At 43.8% G+C, this 21,398-nt stretch carries 18 protein-coding genes and 1 pseudogene; 4 read left to right on the forward strand and 15 right to left on the reverse strand.

Going from position 1 to position 21,398, the window contains the following annotated elements:
* Nucleotides 1–19: 19 nt before the first annotated feature.
* The 5 genes and pseudogenes from K5620_RS08295 to K5620_RS08310 form a co-directional block, all read right to left on the reverse strand.
* A complete protein-coding gene (locus K5620_RS08295; protein WP_016400620.1) occupies nucleotides 20–1,108 on the reverse strand; it encodes a hypothetical protein in 1,089 nt (362 codons plus the stop codon).
* Nucleotides 1,109–1,600: 492 nt separating this feature from the next.
* Nucleotides 1,601–3,181, reverse strand: coding sequence for a hypothetical protein (locus K5620_RS08300; protein WP_016400619.1), 1,581 nt, complete (start codon nucleotides 3,179–3,181; stop codon nucleotides 1,601–1,603).
* 114 nt (nucleotides 3,182–3,295) lie between these two features.
* Nucleotides 3,296–3,474, reverse strand: a pseudogene (locus K5620_RS21710) (integrase); the annotation flags it as partial.
* A 145-nt stretch (nucleotides 3,475–3,619) separates the two neighbouring features.
* The gene (locus tag K5620_RS08305; protein ID WP_215426345.1) at nucleotides 3,620–4,261 is read right to left on the reverse strand and encodes a substrate-binding periplasmic protein; all 642 of its coding nucleotides are present in this window, start codon (nucleotides 4,259–4,261) and stop codon (nucleotides 3,620–3,622) included.
* Between the two features lie 277 nt (nucleotides 4,262–4,538).
* Nucleotides 4,539–5,327: an SDR family NAD(P)-dependent oxidoreductase gene (locus K5620_RS08310; protein WP_016400617.1), complete on the reverse strand. Its 789-nt coding sequence runs from the start codon at nucleotides 5,325–5,327 to the stop codon at nucleotides 4,539–4,541.
* 543 nt (nucleotides 5,328–5,870) lie between these two features.
* On the opposite strand from K5620_RS08310, the gene K5620_RS08315 reads away from it, so the two are divergent.
* Nucleotides 5,871–6,302, forward strand: coding sequence for a GNAT family N-acetyltransferase (locus tag K5620_RS08315; RefSeq protein WP_016400615.1), 432 nt, complete (start codon nucleotides 5,871–5,873; stop codon nucleotides 6,300–6,302).
* A 57-nt stretch (nucleotides 6,303–6,359) separates the two neighbouring features.
* Here K5620_RS08315 and K5620_RS08320 read toward each other — a convergent pair whose 3' ends face one another.
* The 5 genes from K5620_RS08320 to K5620_RS08340 all read right to left on the reverse strand — a co-directional run bounded on the left by K5620_RS08320 (nucleotide 6,360) and on the right by K5620_RS08340 (nucleotide 12,236).
* The gene (locus K5620_RS08320; protein ID WP_016400614.1) at nucleotides 6,360–6,845 is read right to left on the reverse strand and encodes a GNAT family N-acetyltransferase; all 486 of its coding nucleotides are present in this window, start codon (nucleotides 6,843–6,845) and stop codon (nucleotides 6,360–6,362) included.
* A gap of 48 nt (nucleotides 6,846–6,893) precedes the next feature.
* On the reverse strand, nucleotides 6,894–8,573 hold the full coding sequence (locus K5620_RS08325; RefSeq protein ID WP_016400613.1) for a bifunctional metallophosphatase/5'-nucleotidase: 1,680 nt from the start codon (nucleotides 8,571–8,573) through the stop codon (nucleotides 6,894–6,896).
* Between the two features lie 84 nt (nucleotides 8,574–8,657).
* Nucleotides 8,658–9,587 (reverse strand): ABC transporter permease, encoded by a 930-nt coding sequence (locus tag K5620_RS08330; protein ID WP_016400612.1) that lies wholly within the window; start codon nucleotides 9,585–9,587, stop codon nucleotides 8,658–8,660.
* Nucleotides 9,587–10,693 (reverse strand): ABC transporter permease, encoded by a 1,107-nt coding sequence (locus K5620_RS08335; RefSeq protein WP_016400611.1) that lies wholly within the window; start codon nucleotides 10,691–10,693, stop codon nucleotides 9,587–9,589. Before K5620_RS08335 ends, K5620_RS08330 begins: the two co-directional genes overlap by 1 nt.
* A complete protein-coding gene (locus K5620_RS08340) occupies nucleotides 10,686–12,236 on the reverse strand; it encodes an ABC transporter ATP-binding protein (protein WP_016400610.1) in 1,551 nt (516 codons plus the stop codon). Before K5620_RS08340 ends, K5620_RS08335 begins: the two co-directional genes overlap by 8 nt.
* A gap of 277 nt (nucleotides 12,237–12,513) precedes the next feature.
* Between K5620_RS08340 and K5620_RS08345 the strand changes: the two genes are divergently transcribed.
* From K5620_RS08345 to puuE, 3 genes are all read left to right on the forward strand, one after another.
* Entirely contained in the window at nucleotides 12,514–13,143 is a 630-nt protein-coding gene (locus K5620_RS08345; protein ID WP_016400609.1) for a TetR/AcrR family transcriptional regulator, read from the forward strand.
* A 73-nt stretch (nucleotides 13,144–13,216) separates the two neighbouring features.
* On the forward strand, nucleotides 13,217–14,629 hold the full coding sequence (locus tag K5620_RS08350; protein ID WP_016400608.1) for an 8-oxoguanine deaminase: 1,413 nt from the start codon (nucleotides 13,217–13,219) through the stop codon (nucleotides 14,627–14,629).
* Between the two features lie 8 nt (nucleotides 14,630–14,637).
* Nucleotides 14,638–15,540, forward strand: a complete 903-nt coding sequence (gene puuE, locus K5620_RS08355) for an allantoinase PuuE (protein ID WP_016400607.1) — start codon at nucleotides 14,638–14,640, stop codon at nucleotides 15,538–15,540.
* Between the two features lie 70 nt (nucleotides 15,541–15,610).
* Here the strand turns inward: puuE and K5620_RS08360 are convergent, their stop codons facing one another.
* The 5 genes from K5620_RS08360 to phnE all read right to left on the reverse strand — a co-directional run bounded on the left by K5620_RS08360 (nucleotide 15,611) and on the right by phnE (nucleotide 21,392).
* Nucleotides 15,611–17,050: a DUF6765 family protein gene (locus tag K5620_RS08360; RefSeq protein WP_016400606.1), complete on the reverse strand. Its 1,440-nt coding sequence runs from the start codon at nucleotides 17,048–17,050 to the stop codon at nucleotides 15,611–15,613.
* A 70-nt stretch (nucleotides 17,051–17,120) separates the two neighbouring features.
* Nucleotides 17,121–17,270: a hypothetical protein gene (locus K5620_RS08365; protein ID WP_016400605.1), complete on the reverse strand. Its 150-nt coding sequence runs from the start codon at nucleotides 17,268–17,270 to the stop codon at nucleotides 17,121–17,123.
* 81 nt (nucleotides 17,271–17,351) lie between these two features.
* Nucleotides 17,352–19,298, reverse strand: a complete 1,947-nt coding sequence (locus K5620_RS08370) for a PatA/PatG family cyanobactin maturation protease (RefSeq protein WP_016400604.1) — start codon at nucleotides 19,296–19,298, stop codon at nucleotides 17,352–17,354.
* Nucleotides 19,299–20,128: 830 nt separating this feature from the next.
* Complete coding sequence (locus tag K5620_RS08375; protein WP_016400603.1) at nucleotides 20,129–20,392, reverse strand: DUF5062 family protein; 264 nt, start codon at nucleotides 20,390–20,392, stop codon at nucleotides 20,129–20,131.
* Between the two features lie 190 nt (nucleotides 20,393–20,582).
* On the reverse strand, nucleotides 20,583–21,392 hold the full coding sequence (phnE, locus tag K5620_RS08380) for a phosphonate ABC transporter, permease protein PhnE (RefSeq protein ID WP_016400602.1): 810 nt from the start codon (nucleotides 21,390–21,392) through the stop codon (nucleotides 20,583–20,585).
* Between the last annotated feature and the right edge of the window lie 6 nt (nucleotides 21,393–21,398).

Genomic DNA, 21,398 nt, shown 5'->3' on the forward strand with positions numbered 1-21,398 from the left:
TTGGTCCTATTTGTTCACACTATTCAGTTAGCATGAGCTTTGCTTTAAGAAACGTAAGTTTGATGTCATCAGTTTTGGTGAACTTAAACTTACCGGCAGTAGAAGCGTTAAACCTTTCAAAATAGTATTCGAGTAGCGGATCGTATCCGCCACCGTGAACCCAAGTGTAGAACTTACCAAGTTCATAACGTAACTCTTTATCAAGGTCAGATCTTATTTTCAGTTCAATATCGTTTGCTAGGTCAACGATGTTCATTTCTTGAAGATTCGTCTTAATCTCTTCAATCATAGGTAGGAGGGATTCTTTATACTTATCAGCCAATAGCACAAGGTCAGCGTCAGTTACTTCCGCTTCAAAAATCATAATCAGGTCATCAATCTCCCCGTTATAGTAATCGTTATCTAATCGTTTTTCTGACTCAGTACGAAGAACATAGAGTTGTTCTAAAGGATCTGATTTAGTCTCAATCTTTTCTTTTGAAAGTTTGTGTTGATACTCAACAAACAGTGTTTCAATCCTATCAGCAATAACATCAAGATACTCATATCGAATTCTGAGAAATTCCAACAGCTCATTGATATTGAGGTTTAACGTTAAGTCTTCTATACCAACATCTCGACTGTACAAATGAACACTCAAATCGCCAGTGTTGAAATGACTTGGGAATGGCCAACTTGCGAAACGCTTTGAATTTTCTTGATTCAGGTTTACGGGGTGAGCACCGAAACACGCCCTGATAGTTTTAAAGTAATTGTTATCATCTTCATTAGCGAAGAGGCGATCTTTGAAGCATTTCTTTTCACCATAAAACGGGTCTTTCTTACCAGTCATAAACACTCGATGGAGTTGTTTTATTGACTCAAAAATGAGGTCTATTGAAGAGATCAGAGAGTAGACCTGCATACATCTACTATCTATGTTTTTGTCAAACTCTGGCGCATTTTCTAAGTGCCGAACAGAGACAGAGATCCAATCCATAGCAGAGCAAACGAGGTTAAAAAGATTCTTACCACCTTTATCTTTGTATATTTGATATACAAAGCTAGAGTTTGAGTTAACTAAGTCTCGAAAATCACTGATTTTATCGTCACTAATAACGTTTCTCACCCTCTAATCGCCTTCTAACTAATTGAAAATATTATGAAGAATGGCAATGATGATAGTGATGATTCTTCAATTCTTCAACTTCTTCATTGATTTGAAGTGTAGTGATACGCTGAGTTTAGTCACTTAGTTAGATTTGAGCGATGACGACCTCTAGCCAGTTGTATTGCCAGACATTATCCGAAGACAAATAAAGAACTGAACCTCGACGTAGCTTTTGTCCTAGGACGTGCTGAAGCTGATCTCGGCAAACACGCTTTGCCCCATTATCAACTTCGACGACCAAACTCACATTTTCTGTTAATCGTGACTTCCTAAAATTTTACTCATGTGGCGTTGGTGATACCTATGCATTGGCAGTGAGTATTTAGAAATAAATTCTAGGTTGCTTCGGGACAAAAGCGACTTAGAGTCTTCTCTAGTGATTGTCCTTACATCTCTATAAATGGTTCCGTTGGAAAAATATAGTTAGCGTAAAGGTGTATCGAGGGCTTCTTAAACCAGTTTTTCAAAAGTTGATTCTCTTGATTTGAGAACATGGTCAACTCGTGAGTAGTACCTAACCAAAGCATTAATTACATTTCTATCTGGGGATGAGTGCTCGTACTGCTTAATCGCATTAATAACAATGAGTTTGCTAAGCCTTTCGTTACTAGAGGCATCCAGCTCTTTGATTAATTTGACGATCATCTCTAGATAGTACACATATTGGCTATCGGTAAGCTTGTTCGACTTAACTAAAGTATAAAATGTACTACCTAGCGTAGAAGCCGCCCAGCGTATAGGTACAGTGTTAACGTCGAGTTGAACCATGGTGTTGTCATCAGTGTTGTGTGTGGCTGCGCCAACCCAGTCCCTCAATGCATCTAACGATTGATAGATGAGATAGTCGAAACGAGTTGGGAACTCACGGTCTTTGTCTACATCAGAGCTAGGCATATAGTTTTCTAGTATTTGTTCTACATACTTTTCTATATACATCAACCACATATTGTCTTGGTGGCCTGTATGGATAGCTCTTGATATCATCACGTTGAAGAAGTGAATATTGACGAAAATAGGGCATGCCCATTTTTCTTCTTCGTAATAGGTATATGAGAAGGGTTGATTATAATAACTGTCATCGCCTTTTTGTTTTTTGATAAATTCTAGCGTGTAATCTCCGATGGGCTTCCAGATTCCAATTTGAGAAGCAATCTCGATGTCTTTGAAGTAGAAGCTTAATAGAGGATTTGAATCATCAATGTAGTACTCACCTGTGTAAGAACAATTCTGGTTATCTCGAAGTTCTCGGTAAAGTTGGCTGGATCTATTGGCAATCAATTCTCTCAAAAATAATGTGTTAAACTCGTCATCAGCTCTGAAACCAACGGTTGTAAACTTCGCACAAAGCAATGGTTGTGTTTGAGCTAAATGCCCTACAAAAAGGTGAGACTTAAATACGTCGGAGATACTTGAGGATACATCTTCTTTGTATTTGCTGTGATCGGGTAAGCAATACGACATTGCGAACGCAAAAGGCTTCATCAGATTAAAAAGAATTGTTTTGAAGCGACTACTCATTGAACTATCATCAGGTTCATCGCTCAGTTCTAAGTCAATAAGCTCTCTAATAGATGGTCGATAAGGTGCTAGTAATTTAGTGCGAATTCGGTCGAACCAATGGTCTTGAAAAGTAGTGATAAATTGATGATGGTACTTATCCATCAAGAACGCCAACTGTTCGAATCTCTGGTTTCTCAGTAAATGACTTGATTCTTTCTGCCAATCAAAAATTTTTGTTTTAGGAAGACGCTTCCCTCCAAGCTTCAAAGCTAGGTAAAGTAAGATCGCGACGATAGCAGTAAACGCTGTGAGCTTCTCATCAAAACCCCATAGCCATTTTAGCGGTAAGGCTAGGCCAATAGCATCCAACACAGGTAGGTAAATACTGTAGAGTAAAGTGATGACCAAAAATCCAATTACTGACTTGTCAACCCATGAGAACCTCAGTTTCAAATCAATTCGCTTCTCTTCAGCGAGCAGTGTATATCCAGCCACTAATATGGCTAGTACTGTCAGGGCGTTTGCGTCCACTGTATTTCCTTTTGTAGTTTTTAACGATATAAGCATCGAGATGACAGCGGAAAGCCACTATTGTAATGGTTTTAATTTAGCCACAGCATCACTTGCTATAAGAGTTCAAATTGTTCACGTCTCACAACTCTCTGAAATCCTTAGCGGATCCTCAATCTGACACCAAGGTATTCAATCGTGCTTTCTAACTTAGCATGACCTAGAAGTAATTGAATAGCCCTAAGATTCTTCGTTTTAGCGTAGATCAAAGAAGCCTTTGTTCGGCGCAGTGAATGTGTGCCGTATTGCGTTTTTATTCATTAATGATTTTCATATGGTGTGAAGAATTTGTCAGTTCAGAATACATAAAGTAATGAGTTGAGAGTTATTTAGACCATCGACTCTAAATTCTTTCTGTCCAAAAATAAGCTAGTTAAAACTGATAACTCTAGCTCCTTGCTATTCGCTGTATATCACCAATGACGCTTCCGGCAGGCACTGGCTAGCTGCTTGATTGAAAGCATTAATAAAGCCGGGGTTTTCATTTAAGTAGGTGTTGCCAAAATAGACTGCGATGGGCTTGCTTACTACCACTTGGCGGTCGATATAGGCGCTGCGATTAGTTTTCTCGGTAAGTTTTAGCATCGCCGCCTCATTAGCTAAAATGATGTCGGCTCGATCGCGTATTAACCCTTCTAGCAACATTTCTGGTTCAACGGGTCGATAGGCTACTTTCACGCCTTTTGCTTTTAGCCATTGCGCCATGTTTGACCCTAGGTAAGCCCCCACGCGTGCGTTCTTTAAGTATTCGTCATCAATTGGTTGGTTAATAACATCTGCTAAATAAAAATACGCCCAGTTTTGTTTACCAATAAAGCGGCTGGCTGTAGCGTAACTGTCACGCTCAGCATTTTGGGAACCCGCATAAAAACCATCTAATTGGCCTCGCTGGGTCATTGATTGGGCTCTCGCCCAAGGCAAAAAGTCGATGCTATATTCAACGCCCATGCTCTCTAATGCGCAGACTACAACGTTATCGAAGGGGCCTGCGGGCTTTCCATCTTGTGGCCAGGTATAAGGGGGACGATCTTGCGTGCCCAAGTGAATGGCTTGAAAAGCGAAACTGGGCAGGGATATAAAAACTAGGCTAAAGAGAATGTTGCGTATCATGAGGAACCATTTGTATTAACTATTACCTCAAAAGCATAGTGCAGCTCGGTGAGCTTTTCATAAATTTTAAGCGGGTAGGCAAGCGACGTAAACTTAAGTTATCCAGACTGCTTTGTTATGGATATTAGCCACCAAGTTTCTCAGGGGTTAAAAAGTAAAACGCCACTGTATTAGTAGCGTTTTAAAGACTTTCTAGTTGCTCTAATTATTAGATGAGCGTTTCTATTAATTCAACAACTTGGCCAGTCTTCTGGGCGTTTAGCGCATCGGGGTGGGGTGAGGCAAATTGGCCGATGTCGTTGTCAAAATATAGGCCGGCAGCATCATTAAACTCTTCCGATAAGCTGGCTCTTACTAGTATATCTGCACCAATGTTTAAATCGCCGCCAGCAATACCGTAGGCGTCTTTCACCATTTTGCTGCCAAGTAGCGATTTAGGATTAACCGATACGACGATTGGGCCACTGTCTTTTAGCGCTAAGCCCAATTCGCGAGACCACATGGTTAGTGCCAGCTTGCTTTGCGCATAAGCAGAGTTGTCACTAAGCTGACGATTGCCTCTTAGCGCGTCCAAATCTACTGTGGCTTGGGCAGCAGATGATAGGTTCACAACGCGACCACTTTTACCCATCAAAGGTAGTAGCGCTTTGGTGAGCTTGTATGGGGCAAGGGTGTTTACTATAAAGCGTAAATCTTGCCCTTGAGCATTGCGCGGATCGGGGATGTTAAATACCCCAGCATTGTTAATCACTACATCTAAACTGCTGTACTTGCTCGCTACTTGTTTGGCTAGCTCATCAACTTGCTCAAGCTTGGATAGGTCGGCTACAAAGGTATCTACTTGTGCACCATTCACGCTTAATTGATTTTTAACAGACTCGAGTTTGGCTGGATTACGGCCATGAAGCAGCACCTTATGACCCTGCTCTAGCAATTGCTTGGCGGTAACTAAACCAATGCCGTCGGTTGCACCGGTAATTAAAATGGTTTTGCTCATGTGCTTGATACCTATCTTAAAATTGAAAGCCTAAAAGCGAATGCCTTAAGTTGTTTTAAATAGTAGATGTTGAACCTAGCAACTACAACGGCTGTTAGTGAGAAACAGTTTTTAGATTTTGTTAATAATTACTTAGGGTCTGTTGATCTTTGGTGTTGAAATTTTGTTCGAGATAAGCGGGCTTTAATCGAGGCGAGCACTTAGAAGCCTAGTGGTCTAAGCGAGAAGTGCTTAACAAAGAGTAAAGTTCGCTTATCCGAACCCTTCGGTCAGCATTTATTAGCCATTTATTCAGCGTTAGCGAGTGATGATTAAGCCCACTTAACTGCACACTCACTGCCTTGCCTAAATGGCTGCAAAAACCATCAGCAAAGATCAACAGACCCTAGTTAAATAAACCACTGACAAGCGCTGGTAGTGGTTATCTGGCAAACAATATTCAAGTACATGTAAATGAATTTAGCTTACTTGTATAACCGAGAGCGTTACACTTACTTGCTGAATAAATAGTGGTGTGGGTTCAGTTTAAAGCTGGGGGAAGTAATGGCTAAATTTGAGTTTTCGACAGGGGCATTGGCACCGATGCTTAACTCCGCCTTGGCTGCGGGGTTTGAAGAGCATAGTCAATCACAAGACGCGCCAGCGTATCACAAGCAGCGTTTAAATTGGACGCTGCAAAATGCAGAGGAAAAACTTATTGCCGCGCTTACCGCAGACTTACTGTGGGATTGGTTATACATAGACGAGCTGTGGGTAGACGATAGCTGCCGCGGTCAAGGCATGGGCCAGCAGCTTATGCAGCAAGCCGAAGACTATGCTAGAGACAAAGGCCTGAGTGGTTTATGGTTATGGACCCAAAGCTGGCAAGCACCCGCGTTTTATAAGCGTTTAGGGTTTAGCGAGTTTACCCGTTTTGACAACTTTCCTACTGGACACAGCAGAATAGGTTTAAGAAAGGCAATTGCTAAAGATTAAGCTGCTATAAAGCCCTACAACTCTTAAGTAAGTAGGTTATGGGGCTTCAATCCAGTTTTAATCACTTAATTGTTTATGCATGATTAGGCAGTCTACATAACCTAACTTGGGGTGTAAGTAGGCCTTTGGAATGGTGCCGATAGTCGCAAAGCCGAGCTTGTGCCAAAGCGCAATAGCAACGGTATTAGTGGCAACTACAGAGTTAAACTGCATAGCTTTAAAGCCTAGCTCTAAGGCAATATCCTGAGAGTGTTCGCATAGTTTACGCGCTATGCCTTTTCCACGAGCTGCTTCGCTTACCATATAACCACAATTGCAAATATGTTTGCTGGGGCCCATGGCGTTGGGTTTTATGTAATAAGTCCCTAAAATTTGCTGCTTGTGTTCAAACACAAAGCTTTTTAGCGGCAACTCGCACCAAAGCTGAAAGGCTTGTTGTTCGCTCATGTCTGGATCAAAGGCGTAACTTTGCTGCGCCTGTATTACTGCCTTAAAGCTTGGCCAAAATGCACTAAAGTCGGCTTGGGTCATGGCTCTAATCACTGGCGTTTTCCTTTTCACTTAATCAATTTTGCGTGTTATCTAGGCCTATTAGACCAAATATTGTTTGCTACTGGCAAAGGCAACAAAGCTGTCGCTCATGCTGAGCTCTAAATCGTGATGATCCCAGCTGTTTAATAATGCGTCGTAGCCTTCTTTTCCTGCCAAGGTGTAGGCGGAAGAAACGCCGCGATAAACCCGCTGGGGCTGCAACGCTTGCCAGCCTTGCTCTTCTTCAAGTTGTATTTGGCTAACGCGCTGCCCAAGAGGTTTGTGGGCTTGGTAGCTATAACGCAGTTTGAAAAAGTAGGGAAAGCTGCCATCTCCAGTACCCATTAAACCATTGTTAGTGGCATTGTTAATGGCACCTTCAATGGCCATGGCTAAATCTTCGCCCTTAATTAAATAACTCATTAAGGTTATTTCGAAGGGCAGTAAGCGTCCACAAATATCAGCCTTACTCAAAGGGCCTGCTTTTAGCGATACGCGAACGCCGCCAGCATTGTGCAAGGCAAAATCGGTAGGGTGCTTGGCAGCAGAGGCTTGGTAAAATCCTTGGCAAATTAGCGGCGCAATTTCACTGCCATTGGGTAGCTCTTTATTTGGCATTCTACTATGGCGTAAAGGCTGGCTGAGCATGGTCACTACTTGGCTTTTCATTTGTTCAACCACTGGACGATATTGTTGATTGATGATCTCGCTGATTTGCTGATCATCAGAGCACTTTAATAGCCCTGGTGCGGTAGCCAAATAGTCGCTAATGAGACGGCGAGTTTCATTGCAAACCATCTGCCCGTTTTGTTTGGCTTGCCAGTTGTCATCGATAAGAAACTGGGTTCCGCCTTCAAGCTTAATAACCTTGCCATTCTTATCAAAATGTAAACAACTTAAACCTATGGATTCTGCATGTTTACCAGCTTGTAGTATTAAGCACTCATTCTGCCATTGTCCGCTATTTCCGGTACTTGCTAGCCCCAAATGCTTAAAATCGCCGGTTAATGTGTGTGAGTGGCCACCAACAATCACACTTATGCCAGTTACGGCTTTGGCTAAGGCGATGTCGCCGTCATAGCCCAAATGGCTAAGTATGATGATGTGATTCACGCCTTGTTGCTTTAAGTGCTTAACCGTAGCTTGAGTGGTTTTTATGGCGTTCAAAAAATGGCAGTCGGCATCGGGGCAACCAATGTTGTGCATCTGGTCGTGAGTGATGCCTACAATGGCTAATTGCTGGTCGCCTAAGGGCTTAAGCAGATAGTTAGCAATGGCCAGCTCGTTGTTGTAGTAATACAGATTGTTATTGGGTGCTAAAGGTAAATGCTTTTGCTGATCTTCTTGGCTTAAATCCATGTTGCCGGCAAGACAGGGGAAGTTAACCTGATCAACAAATTTAGACACTGGAGCATTGCCAAGATCAAACTCATGATTGCCAATAGTCATAGCATCTACCGACATCAAATTGAGTAAATGAGCGTTAGCTTCACCTTTAAACTGGCTAAAGTACAAACTGCCTTGAAAGCTATCGCCAGCGTGTAAAAACAGGCTTGAGCTATTATTTTGTTTTGCTAAGTCTTGGTGTTGTTTTACCGCTGTAGCAAACCTTGCATACCCGCCGCAGTATGCGTCTACTTGGTAAACCTCTTGGTTTATGGTCACTTCAAAATGAACCAAAGTCGGCTCAAAATGAGAGTGGGTATCGTTGATGTGAGCAAGGTACAGCGAATAAGTCATGACTACTCCAAACTAGCGGGCAAGCATAATACGTTAGTTTGCTGGCTAGCTTGAAGTATTTGCTTCAATAAATTGGCCTGCTTATTAATGGCGGCGAGCGTCAAAGGGTTTAGCTAGGCTCATTGGGGCCGCTAATTTCTGGCGAATTGGGTTGGCACTAATCATTACCATTACCACAATAGTTGCCACGTAAGGCATCATCGCTAGCAAGTTAGGCGATATGGTAAAGCCTATACCTTGCATCACTAAGTGCAAAATAGAGGCTGCGCCAAACAGGTAAGCGCCTACCATTAAATAACCTACACGCCATGATGCAAACACCACTAACGATAACGCAATCCAGCCGCGGCCAGCGGTCATGTTTTCCATCCACATTGGGGTATAAGAAAGCGACATATAAGCGCCAGCTAAGCCTGCCATTGCGCCGCCAAAAAGCACCGCAATATAACGAACCTTTATTACCTTAATGCCAAGAGCATTAGCCGAATAGGGGTTTTCGCCAACAGCGCGCAAGGTTAAACCTGCGCGGGTTTTATTCACAACCCACCAAGTTATTGCCACTAAAGCAAAACTGCCATATACCAAAATGTCATGCTGAAATAGCAAGGCCCCAAGCATTGGAATATCACTTAACAAAGGAATTGAAATCGCCTTAAAGCCGTTAATGGTAGAGCCAACCAAGCTTGCACCTAAGAAAGCACTTAAACCGGTGCCAAAAATAGTAAGCGCTAGGCCAGTTGCCACTTGGTTGGTATTAAGGTTTAACGAGAGAAGCCCAAATATACCCGCCATTAACATGCCTGCAATCACCGCTAGCAATAAACCTAAGGCTAAGTTGCCAGTAAAGTAGGCGCCGGCAAAGCCTGCCATGGCGCCCATTAACATCATGCCTTCTTGGCCCAAGTTAAGTACGCCTGATTTTTCACAAATTAGCTCGCCTAGCGCTACTAATAACAAGGGGGTTCCAGTTTTAATTGCTGCTACCAATATTTGTTGCAGTAGTTCCATGTCCATTATGCAGCTCCTTGCTTAGCACTAGATGAAGAGGGTTGCGCTACGCCCGCGCTGGGCTGCCAGACTATTTTGTAATGAATGAGAAAGTCGCAAGCGAGTAAGAAAAACAGCAATACACCTTGGAATAAACCAGTGATGGCAGTGGGCATACCTAGTTCTATTTGGGCTAAATCGCTGCCCATGTATAAAGTACCCATGAAGAATGCCGCGAAAATAATGCCAAAGGGATTTAGCCTGCCAAGGTAGGCCACAATAATGGCGGCGTAACCATAGCCCGGAGACACTTGCGGAATGAGCTGACCAATTGGACCGGTTACTTCTGCCACACCAGCAAAACCTGCCAGTGCGCCGGCGCTTAGCATTACGCTCCAAACAATAAATTTGCTGCTGTAACCTGCGTAACGCGCAGCAGGTTGGTCGGAGCCAAATACTCGCAGCTGAAAACCAGGTAAGGTGCGATACAAAATGATCCCAGAGCCAATGGCAAATACCACTGCCAAGAGAATACTAATGGAGGCGCGACCATCCTCCATTATGGTAGGCAGCAATACACTGTCGGCAAAAATGGCTGACTCTGGGAAACCAAATCCGTCTGGGTCAATTAAAGGGCCATGCACGCCCCACAGCAGCAAGTACAAGCCAATGTAGTTGAGCATGATGGTGGTAAGAATAAGGTTGGTATGAAATAGCTGATGCAGCAGAGTAGGGATGGCCGCCCAAAGCATACCGGCTAATGCCCCTGCTGTGAGAGTAACCAATAACCACCCATAGCCACTTTGCTCATTGGCTTGCAGCGCAAAATAGCTGCCGACTAACGCGCCAACCAGCAACTGGCCCTCTGCGCCAATGTTCCAAATATTGGCTTTGTAACACAAGGCTAAACCCGTAGCACAAAGCAGCAAAGGAGTGGTTTTTACCATTAACTCGCCTAAGTTATAGCTATCACTTAGCGGGTCGATGATAAACACTTTAAAGGCGGTGGCTGGGTTTATATCTAGGGCCCAAAACATCACACTAGACACCAACATGGTGAGAACAATAGCGATGAGTGGCGAGAGCCAAGACATTAACTTTGATGACTCTAAACGGGCTTGAGTTTTAAGCATACGCTTGGCCTCCTTGCTCGCTATCGTTATGGACAAATCCACCGGCAATCCATTTGCCAATTTCTTCGATATTGGTTTGCTCGGTATGCACCGCCGCAGAAAGTTGTCCCTCGTATAAGGCGGCAATGCGATCGGAGATCATAAACAGCTCATCGATGTCCTCTGACACCACCAAAATGGCAGCACCTTTATCACGAAGTTCAATCAGTTGGCGATGAATTGCGCTGGCTGCGCCAATGTCTACGCCCCAGGTCGGGTGAGCGCAAATCAAAATTTCTGGATTTTGGTCTACTTCTCTACCAATAATAAATTTTTGTAGGTTACCGCCCGATAGGCTCTTAGCTTGGGCGTGAGCGTTATGACACTTAACGTCATTTCGATGAATAATGGTTTTGGCGAGCTCCACCACTTTGTGCGGCAAAATTAGCCCTTTGCTTACCAAGCCTTTGCGCGCGCTGGTAAGCAAGGTATTGTCGGCCAAACTCATCTCTGGCACCGCGCCTTGGCCTAAACGGTCGGTGGGTACATAGCTCATACCTAGCAAGCGGCGCTCGCCAGCATGTAATTTACCCACTTTGCGTTTACCAATTAAAATGTTGTCGGCTGCCGCGCGAGTATCTTCGCCGCTAAGTGCTTCGAGTAAATCTTCTTGGCCATTACCAGCAACCCCGGCAATACCTAAAATTTCGCCGCGATGCAGACTTAAGTTCACCTTATTTAGGCCTGTACCGAAGGGATTGGTGGGTGGCACGCTCAAATTATTCACTACCATTAACTCGTCTGAGCCAATGCGTTTTTGGTAGCGTTCCGATAGTTGGGTATCGCTACCAACCATCATGCCAGCAATTGATTCTGGCGTTTCTTGTGAAGGAATACATTCTCCACTCACTTTACCGCCACGTAATATAACGGCGCGGTCACACAGCTCGGTCACTTCTTTTAGCTTGTGGCTAATAAACAAAATACTGCAGCCCTGGCTTGCCAAGGTGCGTAATACTTTAAACAAACCGGCCACTTCTTGGGGGGTGAGTACCGAGGTGGGCTCATCTAAAATCAGCAGTTTTACGTCTTGAATTAAGCAACGCAAAATTTCAAGCCGCTGGCGCTCGCCAATGCTTAGGTTATGCACGTAACGGTCGGGCTCAACCTTTAGCTCGTAGGCATTGCTTAGCTCAACGATCTTTGCTCGCAGCGCTGCGGCATCTTTAACTACACCAGCATCTAAGCTTAACGCTATGTTCTCTTGCACGGTGAGAGTTTCAAATACCGAGAAATGCTGAAACACCATGCCAATGCCCATGGCTCTGGCCATGTTAGGCGAGCGTATTAATTGCTCTTTCCCTTTCCATAGTAGGCCGCCTTCGTCGGGCTGAATCACTCCGTAGATCATTTTGACCAGGGTGGATTTCCCTGCGCCATTTTCACCTAGTAGCGCCAAGATTTCTCCTTCGGCTAAGTCTAGGCTTACTTTGTCGTTGGCAATTACACCGGGGTAACGTTTTGTCACTCGCCATAACGACAACAAGCTTTGCTCTGGTTTCATTTTGCGTCCATTCGTTTATGCATTCTATCCGCTTGGCTGGTCTTACTGCATAAATCTGACCAACTGTTCAAGTTAAGCGCTGTAGCTAATAAGTTGCAATTGTTGGTTTTTTGTTGTGCTTTGATGGTGCGAAGTATGGCAAGTTTTGGCGCGTTATGGTGCGTTTATCGCTATTTTTAGTAAAGCAAACTTAGTGCTAGTGATTTATAAATTAATCATTAATAATACTTTGGTATAAAGTTTCGGCATTAAAGTTCAACAGGGAGAGTGGGTTAGCATGGCTAAAGCTACGGCAGGTCAAAGTGGCGCAATTAGAAAAAAGAATGAACGGCTTATTCTTAAAGCGGCAACCAATGAATTTGTGAAACACGGTTACCAAGGCACTTCCTTACAAGCCATTGCCGATAGAGCCGAGTTGCCCAAGGCTAACATCCTGTATTACTTCAAATCCAAACAAGGCCTATACAAAACCTTGCTCGAAGATATTGTAGACATGTGGAACGATGCCTTTGAAAACACCACCGCTAACGATGACCCCGAGCAAGCAATTAGCGCTTATATTCGCTCTAAAATGCGTTACAGCCGCAGCCACCCTAAAAGTTCTCGGATCTTTGCTATGGAAATTATCCAAGGTGCACCTAACCTAAAGGGCAACTTGCAATTTCCGGTTGTAGATTGGACTAAAAACAAATGTAGCTTGATTCAAGCTTGGGTCGACCAAGGAAAAATTGCAGCTATAGAACCTTTATACCTGCTGTTTTTGATTTGGGGTGCTACTCAATTTTACGCCGATTTTGATACCGAGATTAGAATGATCAACGGTAAAACCTTAAGCGCAGAAGAGTTTGCCAAAGCCGAGCAAAACGTGATTGATATAGTTATTCGCGGGATTGGCTTAAAAAGCTAAAACAAAAGCTGAGTGCTTGGTCAGATTTTTGCTTATGCTTTAGCTACTACGCTAACAGGACAAGCACTAAGTAATGTCGCCACTCTCTAATCAAGCTCAAACTAGTTCAGCTATACCAGCAAGCCAAACCACTTGGATTAAAAATCCTTTAGACGTATTTAGCGGAGCTATCAGCGGCCCCGATGCCGAGCGTGATTTACGCGGTGGCATTGTGATTCAAGGAAGCCAAATAATTGAATGTATTGCAGCAGGGCAGCAGCCGGTTACAGCAGTAGATCAACAGCTCGATGCCAGCGATATGGTGTTACTGCCTGGCTTAATAAATACCCATCACCACTTTTATCAAACCCTTACACGCTGCTTACCGGCTGCAATTAATCAGCCGTTATTTCCTTGGTTACAAACACTTTACCCAGTATGGGCTGGCCTTACTGCTAAGCACATCGAAGTTGCCACAGAGATTGCTTGTTGGGAGCTAATGTTGAGCGGCGCGACAACGGTGGCCGATCATCACTATGTATTTAACCATGCCTTAAGCGAGGCGATAGATATTCAAGCCGAGGTAGTAGGGCGCTTGGGAGTGCGGGCAACCTTAACCCGCGGCAGTATGAGTTTGTCACAAAAAGACGGCGGCTTGCCGCCAGACTCTGTAGTGCAAACCGAGCAGCAAATTCTTGATGATAGCCTGCGTTTAATTAAGCGCTATCACAGTGCTGAACAAGGCAGCATGCTTAACTTGGCGCTTGCGCCATGCTCACCTTTTTCGGTGACCGAATCGCTAATGTGCGACACCGCCACGTTAGCCAAAGAGCAAGGTGTACGACTGCATACTCACCTTGGTGAAACCATTGATGAAAACGACTTTTGTTTGAGAACGCTAGGCATGCGACCGGTAGACTATTTGGAGCATTGTGGGTGGCTAGGGCCACAAACGTGGTTAGCCCATGGCATTCACTTTGACCAAACTGAAATTCAACGTTTAGGTGCTGCACAAGTTGGAATAGCACATTGCCCAACCTCTAACATGGTGCTGGCATCGGGCATTTGCCCCACCTTAGACTTAGCCAAAGCCGGTTGTAAGCTAGGCATGGCGGTAGACGGTTCAGCCTCTAACGATAGCTCTAATATGATTCAAGAGTTACGCCATTCATTAATGCAGCAGCGCTTGCGTTATCGCGCCGATCAAATCACTCACCAGCAAGTGCTTAATTGGGCAAGCCAAGGCAGCGCCGCGGCATTGGGGCGCGATGATATTGGCGTTTTGGCGCCAGGTAAGCAGGCAGACATTGGTTTGTATAAGTTAGATGGCCTTAATTTTTCGGGTGCTCACGACCCATTAGCCGCTTTGATTTTATGTGGAGCAAGCCAAGTGAGCACACTGATGGTAGCGGGTAAGTGGATTATTGAAGACGCTGATGAAACCCGCGCCCAGCTAGAACAACTAAAATTACAGCATCACCAATTAGCCATTCAATTGGTGAACTAAGGATAACTATGAGCAACAATAACTACCCTCGAGATTTATTCGGTTACGGCCAAAACCCGCCCAAAGCAAACTGGCCAAATAAAGCCAAAGTTGCCCTGCAATTTGTGGTTAATTATGAAGAGGGGGGCGAAAACTGCGTATTACATGGTGATAGTCATTCCGAGAAGTTTTTATCGGAAATAGTTGGGGCAGAGGCATATCCCGATCGCCATATGAGTATGGAATCCATATACGAGTATGGTAGCCGAGCAGGTTTTTGGCGCTTGCATCGTTTGTTTGTGAGCCAAGGGATCCCAGTAACCGTGTTTGCCGTTGCTATGGCCTTGCAGCGCAACCCGGAAGCGGTAAAAGCTATGTTAGATGCCAACTGGGAAATTGCCAGCCATGGTTTAAGATGGATTCACTATCAAGATTTTAGCGAGCAGCAAGAGCGTGAACACATAGAGCAAGCCATTGCTATTCATCAACAAACTACTGGCTCGAAACCTAAAGGCTGGTATACCGGCCGCACCAGTCCGCATACCCTAAAGTTAATTGCCGAGCGTGACGATATTCTCTATTGCGCTGATAGTTACGCCGACGACTTACCCTATTGGGACAACAACTACAGCAAACCCTTGTTAATGGTGCCCTATACCCTAGACACCAACGACATGCGCTTTGCTACCCCACAGGGCTTTAACAGCGGCGAGCAATTTTACCAATATTTAAAAGATGCTTTTGATGTGTTGTATTTTGAAGGTGAAACCACACCCAAAATGCTTAGCATTGGCTTGCACTGCCGCATAATAGGCCGCCCAGCAAGGTTTGCTGCTTTACAGCGTTTTATTCAATATACCCAGCAATTTGAAGGTGTTTGGTATGCCACCAGAGAGCAAATTGCAGAGCATTGGGTGAAGGAAAAGCTTTAAGGTCATGGCGTTCATTAGAACTCTGGCATTAACCTGAGCTCTAATGAGGAGTGGTTGGAAAGGATATTTGTTAGCAATGTTCAAAAAGTTGGGTTACCTCTTCAGACAGTGCGCTGGTTTGTTGAGACCAAGAACCTGTAAATTTGTAGATATTGTGCGTATCTAAGTAGCTTTTAACAAAATGAAAATGATAGTCTGCTGCGATTTGGAACAAATATAAATCACTGTTTACATTTACGTATAATTTACCATAACGGTCTAATCGTTTGGTTCCCTCTATTAGCCCATTAAGCACTGCATTTTCATGCGGTTCGGCTACTACATCTATGTCGGAGGTGGGGCCCTCTTCGAAGATCTCCTTCCAAGCGTCAGCAGATACTTTACGGCCAGCGACCCATTTTTCTTTTTCTAGTTTATAAGGTGTTTCTATAGCTTTTTGAGCTTTATGTAGTTGTTCTTGCATTACTTGGTCAAAGACAATTTTGCCATTTCCGTTAGCTTGATTAAATAAACTAGTGAGCTCTAACCAAGCTGCTAAGTATTCTTTACGGTTATCTCGCTGGGTGACTTGATGGGGAGAAGCCCAGCAAGGCTTATACTCAAATTTTACAAAACTGAAATCTGGCATGTGGCCCATCCAACCATGTCCTAGATATGAAGAGCCATTAGGAACCGCTTCAAAATTTTTATTTCCTAATTTGCTTGTTGATGAGAGTACTTTGTTTTTCCATCCAGACTTGCCGTCATTATAGTTAATTGATTGCCTACCGTATCCCATCTCTGATGGTTTCCATGAGTCCGGGTCATAGTTCACATCCCAATAAGTATTCATTACATTGCTCACGCCACAAAAATCTTGATGAGCCCATGTATCAGCGATCACATGTGCGCGAATACCTAACAGAATTAGTTTAAATCTGTTTAGGCAATCTTCCTTGTTTTTAAGTATCTCTTGTCCGCCAACAGCGTAATTAAGGATGGCCTCAAGCCTGTCATTGTTAGTGGCGCATTCAATAGCATCGAGAAGTAATTGGCGGGATAGCGCACTTTGAGGTCGATTTAGCAGCTTGCCATATTTAAGGTCTTCAACCGTGTTTGGATTGTACTTTTTAAGTATACTTTTCCCCTGGTTGGTATCACGAACTTGGAACTCTGGCAATTGGCTCGCCACTGGGGCCCCATGAATCATCTCTTGGCTTGGAGTATTTGGTGGGCAGTCATAGTTACCTGGGGTGAAATGGTAAGAGCACCATAAACCATCTTCTGGTGATAAGCCTGATCCTAGCAGCCCTCCTTGATAGGTATATCGAGGGTATTCAAGTTGAGCCACAATATTGTAGTTATCTGATTTTGTGTCGTCGGTCACTAGTTCCCAGTATGCCGCGTAGGTTTGTTCGCTAAAAAAATCGATGAAATTGGCCGCTTTTGCGATTAAAGTGGCCTCATCTCGATTGAACCCACCCGTTTTAGCTGAGTAATATGTTCCGTAGTAATGAAAGTCTTGGTCCATGATCTTGCCTTATTTTTATGAGAATTAATAAAGAAAAAGCGCATAGAGCTTACTCTATGCGCTAAAGTGCTTAGCTCAATACGCCATTAAGAGCGCCTTGGCCTGCTTTTTTCAGTACATCTAATACACCGCCCCAAAATGCTGGGTTTACGCCGGCAGCTTTTGCTTCAGCGATACGGTTAGAGCGGTCTACACTTTGAGCTTGAATTGGCATTTTCATAATAATTTCCTTTTACTAGTTAGTTGGGGGAGTCCCCGGTACATACCGTCAAACATTGACGATAATTTGGTTCTGCAATCATTAGTAGGCATGCCAGCTGCGCAGCGTTCCAACGGTTACAGGGATTAGGTCACTCACGTCTACTGTGTAGCGGTATAGTTTGCGAGCATTGGTGAGGCGTTCATTAGGGTTGAAGAATTCTAAAACTACATCCCAGCAATCAGAGTCTGGACGGCAAACAGGACTTGGTTCAGCGCTAATTTTACTTAGAACTAAATGTTGGCTGAATGCATCATCAAAGATCTCTTTCATCTGATAAGCATTTGTTGCAGCGTAATTAATCGCTCGCTCTTGAGAGGCTCGACCTAGGTTTCGCAGCTCGTAGTACACGCGATTTAAGAAGTTACATAACAGGGTACTTTGCTCTTCATTACCAGAGGCGCTGCCAAGTACCTCTTTTGCTAGGGCGTCTGAGCTCCAGTTAAACATGCCGCGTAATACAGGAGAAATTTTCGGAATAACTTGGCCGTTAAATAATCGAGTCTCACCAGAAACGACGCCTGCAATTGAAACCCGTTCAATGCCTTGAGTTTCTTGTTCATTAAGAAATTGAACGAGGCGGGCGTATTGAATAACGGCAAATTGATTGTCAGGTTCAACGGCATAAACAGGAATACCATCAATCTTAAGCAGCCAAATTAGTGCGTTTGATTGCTCTGCGTTATCGCCGTCATTGAGATGCTTTGCCATCTCAATGGGATCAAAGGGGTGACCTTTTTTACTTCCCATCACTTGTGTGAAGTAATCTAGCCTAGCTTCTGTTCCAAAGTCATACCCCAAGGTGCCAACAATAAAGATTTTGTCTTGGGAGGCGGCCACTCTGGGGTCGCTGCTGGAACAAGGACTTATCTCTTGAGTACTGACTTGAGAAGGCGTTTGGTGTACGTTTATTTGAGGAGCTGAATCTGCCACTGATGGCAGCTGAAGGCCTACAGGTTGGCTTAGCTCTGCCGAGACTGGGCTTTCAGTATTGCTTGAACTTGCAGGAATTATGGGTTCATCAATCGCAGTTTGTGCAGGGAGTACTGCTGCATCTGTTTGGTTATTGCTTTGAGTATCAGACATGGGTAGGTACCTTTGGTTTTGTTGTTGAGGTTTAGTGAGTAACTCCTGCTTAACCCTTTCTAGTACTGCAGGAATGTGAAGTTTTCGGTAGGTGCTTTTGGATTTCTCATCTGCACCAGAACAAATAACGCTGGCACTATCTATCAGTATCTCTTTGGTTTTTTTTACCGAGTTTGGGCTGAGGTTAGATAAGCCAAGTGCAGATTGAATTAAGGCTGCGGTTGCGCTAACAACAGGTGTTGAGAAACTGCTTCCCGATATGACGCTGATTGAGCCTTGGTTTTTTGCTACAGGCATATTTACACCCGAAGCAAGCAACATTTTGGTTTTTAGCTTGGTGCCATGGTTGTTAAACGGTGCTGGGTTGCCTTTTTCGTCACAGGCCCCAACTGCGAGCACATAATCTAGAGAGGCCGGAAGCGATTCGGTATTTTTGGCGTCGTTACCCACTGCTGCAACGATTAATATCCCCTGTTTTTTGCAGCGCTGAACCGCATTACGCAGTTCCTGTGAGCCTAAACCATTTAGCGAGGGGGTTGCTCCGCTCACGTTTACAATGTTACAGCCATCGCTCGCTGCTTTATTTATTGCGTTGGCTAAGGTGATTTCTGAGCAGCCAATAGGGTTACCTGATTTATCCTCACTAAATACTGGGTAGCTTAATATGGTGGCTTTTGGTGTTAGCCCAATGGCTTTACCAGCTATTAAACTCGCGACTGCTGTACCATGAATGGAGTTATTTGGGGCTGATTGGCATATGGTTGCTTCATCAAATAGTTGGTGGTTTGAATCAATCGAGCCATCTATTATCGCAATCTTGATACCTTCTCCATTGTTACCTATATTCTGCAGTTGCTCGAGGCTATTAGCACTGGGCTTAGAGGCTGTTATTCCCTGACTCATTTTCTTATCCTTTCACCAAGGTTGAGTGTTTTTTGTACTCAAGATTTATTGATAGATTAGTGAGTAAATTGAGGGGGCTCAATGTCAGGTTGGCGTCAGTTTAAGGTCACCTTGGTATCAAGTTACAAGGTGACTTCAATGACTTTTGATTAACTTAAGTGATTAAACACTTTCGCTATTTCCGGATCATGTTGATTTTTCTTTAAATGCTCTAAGAGTCGATTAGAAATAGTCGCAATCTCAATTTGCTCGCTTGTTTTGTCTAAACTAATTAGTGAGAGCCAGTGGATCAGGCTATAGCGGATGCCGTTTGGCAAGGAGGGGCTTAAGCGAGGAGTTTGGTCTGTATTAGTAAGAGATTCACGGTCTAAGCTGAATAATTCGCAGTAGTTTTTTAGTGTGTTGAAGGATATGTGCCCATTCTTTTCAGCTCTCTTAATAGTTGAGGGCGATATATAGCACTGGTTTTTGTAACTAATGTCGGATAATTGCTCCTGGCTAACCCCCTTTTTAACCTAAGATTTTTTAGCAATTTCGAATCAATTTTAGTTCCTTTATTACTCATTGTGCATCCTTTCGAGTTTAATTGATTTAGTTTCTATGCGGCTTGGTGCTGTTTTACAACACATGAACCATTATCAATATTAGCTGATAAAAATATTATTATATTTTAAATGTGCGATTTGTGGATATAAGCAGATAGGTTAATGGTTCAGATGAGACTTTTTGAGGTGAGGATTTACGACATCAGAAAAATCAGGGCGGCGATTAGGGAGAAGAAATTATAAGTAAGCAGCACTAAGTGCTGCTTCTTGTGATTGTTTGTATCGCTAACCGTCTAAAAGTTCGTGGTCTTTAGGCAGTTGGTTAGCTAACCACAGTACCAGTTTGTGGCGCATTTCTGGGCCGGTGATTTTGTCTTTAGGTAACGGTGTTAGTCGTTTGTCTTCGGCTAACAACATGTATAAGGCTTCTACTTTGTCTTTCTCTGATATGCCAGGTGGAAACTTGGCAAAACCGCGTTGCAGTGCGTATACCTCACCAATTTGTAAGGCTTTTTTTAGTAACTGAGCTTCATGTTTATATTTTTTCACTAATCATCTCGCTGCGTAGCCGTTTTTCTTCAACATACGGTAAAGCGCTGGCTATTAACAGCGTTTAGCTCACTAATTGATGCTTCGTTTTTAGTTTTAACGTGTTCAGCTTAAATAGTAATCAGTGTGCCAAGGGGAAGAGATGCCTAAGGCGCTAGATGGCCTCAAGCATTTCTTTTGTAGAGGAGTATTAGATGAATGCTCGTCTGCAGCGCGCTGATATCCACTCAGAAAAGATTACTGTAGATAATATCGCTAAGAATATTAATGCTACTTGCGGCCAAGCCAGCGTGGCTAAAGACTCGTTTAAACGCAAGCCTATACCTCCGGCGCCAACTAAGCCAAGAACGGTAGATTCTCGAATATTAATATCCCAGCGGAAAATCGTGGTACCAATAAATGTAGGCATAATTTGCGGCACCACTGCGTAATCTAATACTTGTAGTCTAGAAGCGCCTGTGGCGTTAATTGCTGCTACTTGGTTTGGGTTTATTTCTTCTATCGCTTCGTACATTAGCTTGGCCACAAAACCAATAGAACGTAGGGCAATAGCGATAATACCTGCGAGTAATCCTGGCCCCAGAACCGCCACTAAAAGCAAGGCCCAAATCAACGAATTAATAGAGCGGCTTGCAGCAATAATGAAGAGGGCAATTGGGCGAACCAACCATTGACTAGGCGTTGTATTGCTCGCTGCCAAAAAGGCTACTGGGACCGCCATTACTACGCCCAAAGCTGTGCCGAGGGTAGCAATATTGAGGGTGTCCCATAAAGGCTGCCATAATTGAGACATATAGCTCCAGCGAGGCGGCCACATTCTGCCGCTAATATCCGCTAGTTGGGTTGGGGCATCACTAACAAAATACCACAGGGTGTCGCGGTTCATTTGTTGCCAGCAAAATACACAAAGTGTGATAAATAAAAACCATATGAACCATGATGTTAAGCGTTGGCGGCGCGAGTGTTTTTCCCAATATGCGGGATAGCTTGCTTGTGTCATCTCGCG

Source organism: Agarivorans albus (assembly GCF_019670105.1).
Taxonomy (GTDB): Bacteria; Pseudomonadota; Gammaproteobacteria; order Enterobacterales; family Celerinatantimonadaceae; genus Agarivorans; species Agarivorans albus.

Excerpts from the sequence above, each read along its gene's own strand:
- K5620_RS08340 (WP_016400610.1), bottom strand. The coding sequence starts at position 12,236 with ATGAAACCAGAGCAAAGCTTGTTGTCGTTATGGCGAGTGACAAAACGT.
- K5620_RS08335 (WP_016400611.1), bottom strand. The coding sequence starts at position 10,693 with ATGCTTAAAACTCAAGCCCGTTTAGAGTCATCAAAGTTAATGTCTTGG.
- K5620_RS08345 (WP_016400609.1), top strand. The coding sequence starts at position 12,514 with ATGGCTAAAGCTACGGCAGGTCAAAGTGGCGCAATTAGAAAAAAGAAT.
- K5620_RS08315 (WP_016400615.1), top strand. The coding sequence starts at position 5,871 with ATGGCTAAATTTGAGTTTTCGACAGGGGCATTGGCACCGATGCTTAAC.
- phnE (WP_016400602.1), bottom strand. The coding sequence starts at position 21,392 with ATGACACAAGCAAGCTATCCCGCATATTGGGAAAAACACTCGCGCCGC.
- K5620_RS08365 (WP_016400605.1), bottom strand. The coding sequence starts at position 17,270 with ATGAAAATGCCAATTCAAGCTCAAAGTGTAGACCGCTCTAACCGTATC.
- K5620_RS08350 (WP_016400608.1), top strand. The coding sequence starts at position 13,217 with ATGTCGCCACTCTCTAATCAAGCTCAAACTAGTTCAGCTATACCAGCA.
- K5620_RS08310 (WP_016400617.1), bottom strand. The coding sequence starts at position 5,327 with ATGAGCAAAACCATTTTAATTACCGGTGCAACCGACGGCATTGGTTTA.
- K5620_RS08360 (WP_016400606.1), bottom strand. The coding sequence starts at position 17,050 with ATGGACCAAGACTTTCATTACTACGGAACATATTACTCAGCTAAAACG.
- K5620_RS08330 (WP_016400612.1), bottom strand. The coding sequence starts at position 9,587 with ATGGACATGGAACTACTGCAACAAATATTGGTAGCAGCAATTAAAACT.
- puuE (WP_016400607.1), top strand. The coding sequence starts at position 14,638 with ATGAGCAACAATAACTACCCTCGAGATTTATTCGGTTACGGCCAAAAC.
- K5620_RS08325 (WP_016400613.1), bottom strand. The coding sequence starts at position 8,573 with ATGACTTATTCGCTGTACCTTGCTCACATCAACGATACCCACTCTCAT.
- K5620_RS08370 (WP_016400604.1), bottom strand. The coding sequence starts at position 19,298 with ATGAGTCAGGGAATAACAGCCTCTAAGCCCAGTGCTAATAGCCTCGAG.